At 49.8% G+C, this 2320-nt stretch carries 2 protein-coding genes; both read left to right on the top strand.

Annotated elements, in window-relative coordinates:
* Positions 1 to 111 precede the first annotated feature (111 nt).
* Entirely contained in the window at positions 112 to 951 is an 840-nt protein-coding gene (locus IEW88_RS18605) for a tyrosine-type recombinase/integrase (protein ID WP_147905574.1), read from the top strand.
* The gene (locus IEW88_RS18600; RefSeq protein ID WP_147905573.1) at positions 948 to 2033 is read left to right on the top strand and encodes an IS91 family transposase; all 1086 of its coding nucleotides are present in this window, start codon (positions 948 to 950) and stop codon (positions 2031 to 2033) included. The genes IEW88_RS18605 and IEW88_RS18600 overlap by 4 nt, the downstream gene beginning before the upstream one ends.
* Positions 2034 to 2320: the final 287 nt, after the last annotated feature.

The raw sequence follows: 2320 nt of genomic DNA, 5'->3' as shown, positions 1-2320 counted from the left end.
CCTTCTATTAAATTGTTGAACTAAGCCGCTACGCGGAGCCTGATTTCACAGACTGAGTCTGAGCTTCCACACTTACTCCGGGACTGTTCCCAAGACAACCGGAGAACCATCATGACCCCTTTACGCCAGGCAATGATCGACCAATGTCGGCTGCGTGGTCTATCGCCACGTACTGAAGAAACCTACCTTTATGCAGTAGAACAAATCAGTCGTTATTACCAACAGCGACCGGATTATCTGACGGAGGCTCAGCTTGAAGCCTACTTTACGTACCTGACGCTGGAGAAAAAAGCGTCGCGTAACACCATTCATATTCAACTGAACGGCATCCATTTCTTTTTTGAGCATGTGCTGCACCGCAGTTTTACTATCACCAAACCTTTGCCCAAGCGAGCGCATAAGCTGCCGACCTTGCTCAGTGCTGCTGAAGTGCGGCAAATCATCACGTGTTGCGAAGACCCCAAATATCAAACCATGTTGTGGGTGTATTACGGCACAGGACTGCGGCTGATGGAGCTTATCCATACCAAGGTAAAGGATATCGACGGTAAGCGCTGTGTACTCAAAGTGGAAGGTGGTAAAGGCGACAAAGACCGCTATGTGCTGTTGACGCCATCTGTTCTTGAGCTACTTCGGAGTTACTGGCAGGAATACCGGCCACGGAACTGGTTGTTTTATTCACGCCGTGGCATGGACCAACCCGTATCGTGCAGTTGTATTGCGAAAGCCTTTCGTGCGGCAGCGAAGCGGTCCGGCGTAGGGAAAGCCTGCAGTGTGCATTCACTGCGCCATGCCTATGCCACTCACCAATTAACATCAGGTATGCCACTGCATGAATTACAGAATCAGCTTGGACACAGTAACCTGAAAACAACGCAGAATTACCTGCATTGGTTACCAGAAATGGGCAGCGGGGCGCGAGATTTGCTTGCGCACTGTACTGCGCCATGAGCCTGCATCTAGCAGATGTACTGCAACAGTTTTTGCCAAGTTATCAGCAAAGCAACAAGCTAAACATGCAACAGCAAAAAGCCTGTCAGCACATTCTGCAGTGCAGAACAGCAGCATTGGGCCAACAACTCTGGGAATGCCAACAGTGCCACCAGCAACAACTGGTGTACTGCTCGTGCCGTGACCGCAACTGCCCACGCTGCCAGGGGCAACGAACCCGACAATGGATAGAGGTGCAGGCCGAGCATTTAGTGCAGGCCAGGTACTTCCATCTGGTATTCACTTTACCGCACGAGCTTAATGTTATCAGCCACTTCGCGGAGGAAGTACTGTATCAATGCTTATTCAAAGCAGTGTGGCAAACACTGAGCACGTTTGCACAACGTCACCGCAAACACGCCGGACAGTTAGGTATGACTGCAGTTTTGCATACCTGGGGCCAGACATTAAGCCAGCATATTCATCTGCACTGTTTAATTCCGGGTGGAATGCTGAGTAAAACTGGCCGATGGCAGGTGATTGATAAGGAGTATCTGTTCCCGGTGAAAGCCTTGTCGACGGTATTCAGGGCCAAAATGCTGGCAGCACTTCGGGACGAAAAGATACAGATTGCCAGTAGCGAGGCGTTAATGAGCAAGCCCTGGTCTGTATTTAGTAAGGCCTGCCTGTGTAAACCAGAAACCGTGCTGCGCTACCTTGGACGCTATACCCGCAAAGGTATGCTGCATGAAAGTCGTTTAGTGCAGATGAATGAACACAGCGTTAGCTTCCGTTACAAGGATTACCAGGACGGAAACCAGAAAAAAGTAATGACGGTCAGTGGCGAAGAATTTATCCGGCGCTATTTAAGTCACGTGCTGCCTAAAGGCCTGATGCGCATACGGCACTTCGGCTGGCTGAGCAATAAAAGCCGTAAAGAGAAACTGGCCTTAATCAAATCGCAGGAACCGAAGGCGGCAACGCTGCGAAAGAAACCAGAGGCGACAACGGAGCCGGTATGGCATTGCCCGCACTGCAAAGGTGGTGTCCTACAACTGGCTGGATTACTCAAACGACTGGACACCGGACCACCGGATAATTAACGGCTGGTTGTGATGAGCTGCAAAACTATGAGCCCGGGAAAGCGGGAGGGTGATGTATTGTCAGTTGCTCTGAATAGCAGAGAATATTCACTGGATTAAACAGGTTATGAGTTACGAAATGACAGCAGCATCGCGAAAAACGGTTTCAGATTGTCCAAAATAATCTTGCAAGCAGCTGTTCCCTAAATATACAAATTCCATTAGCATCAAATGTACCAATGAAGGGCGCGCCCACCGTTCAACAGACGCTTATCCGTCGTGAACGCCGGATAAGACGCTAAAAAGTT

Source organism: Rheinheimera tangshanensis (assembly GCF_014645135.1).
Classification (GTDB): domain Bacteria; phylum Pseudomonadota; class Gammaproteobacteria; order Enterobacterales; family Alteromonadaceae; genus Pararheinheimera; species Pararheinheimera tangshanensis.
Note: the sequence above shows the minus strand (reverse complement) of the source record. Positions and strands in the feature narration are given on the sequence as shown.

Excerpts from the sequence above, each read along its gene's own strand:
- IEW88_RS18600 (WP_147905573.1), top strand. The coding sequence starts at position 948 with ATGAGCCTGCATCTAGCAGATGTACTGCAACAGTTTTTGCCAAGTTAT.
- IEW88_RS18605 (WP_147905574.1), top strand. The coding sequence starts at position 112 with ATGACCCCTTTACGCCAGGCAATGATCGACCAATGTCGGCTGCGTGGT.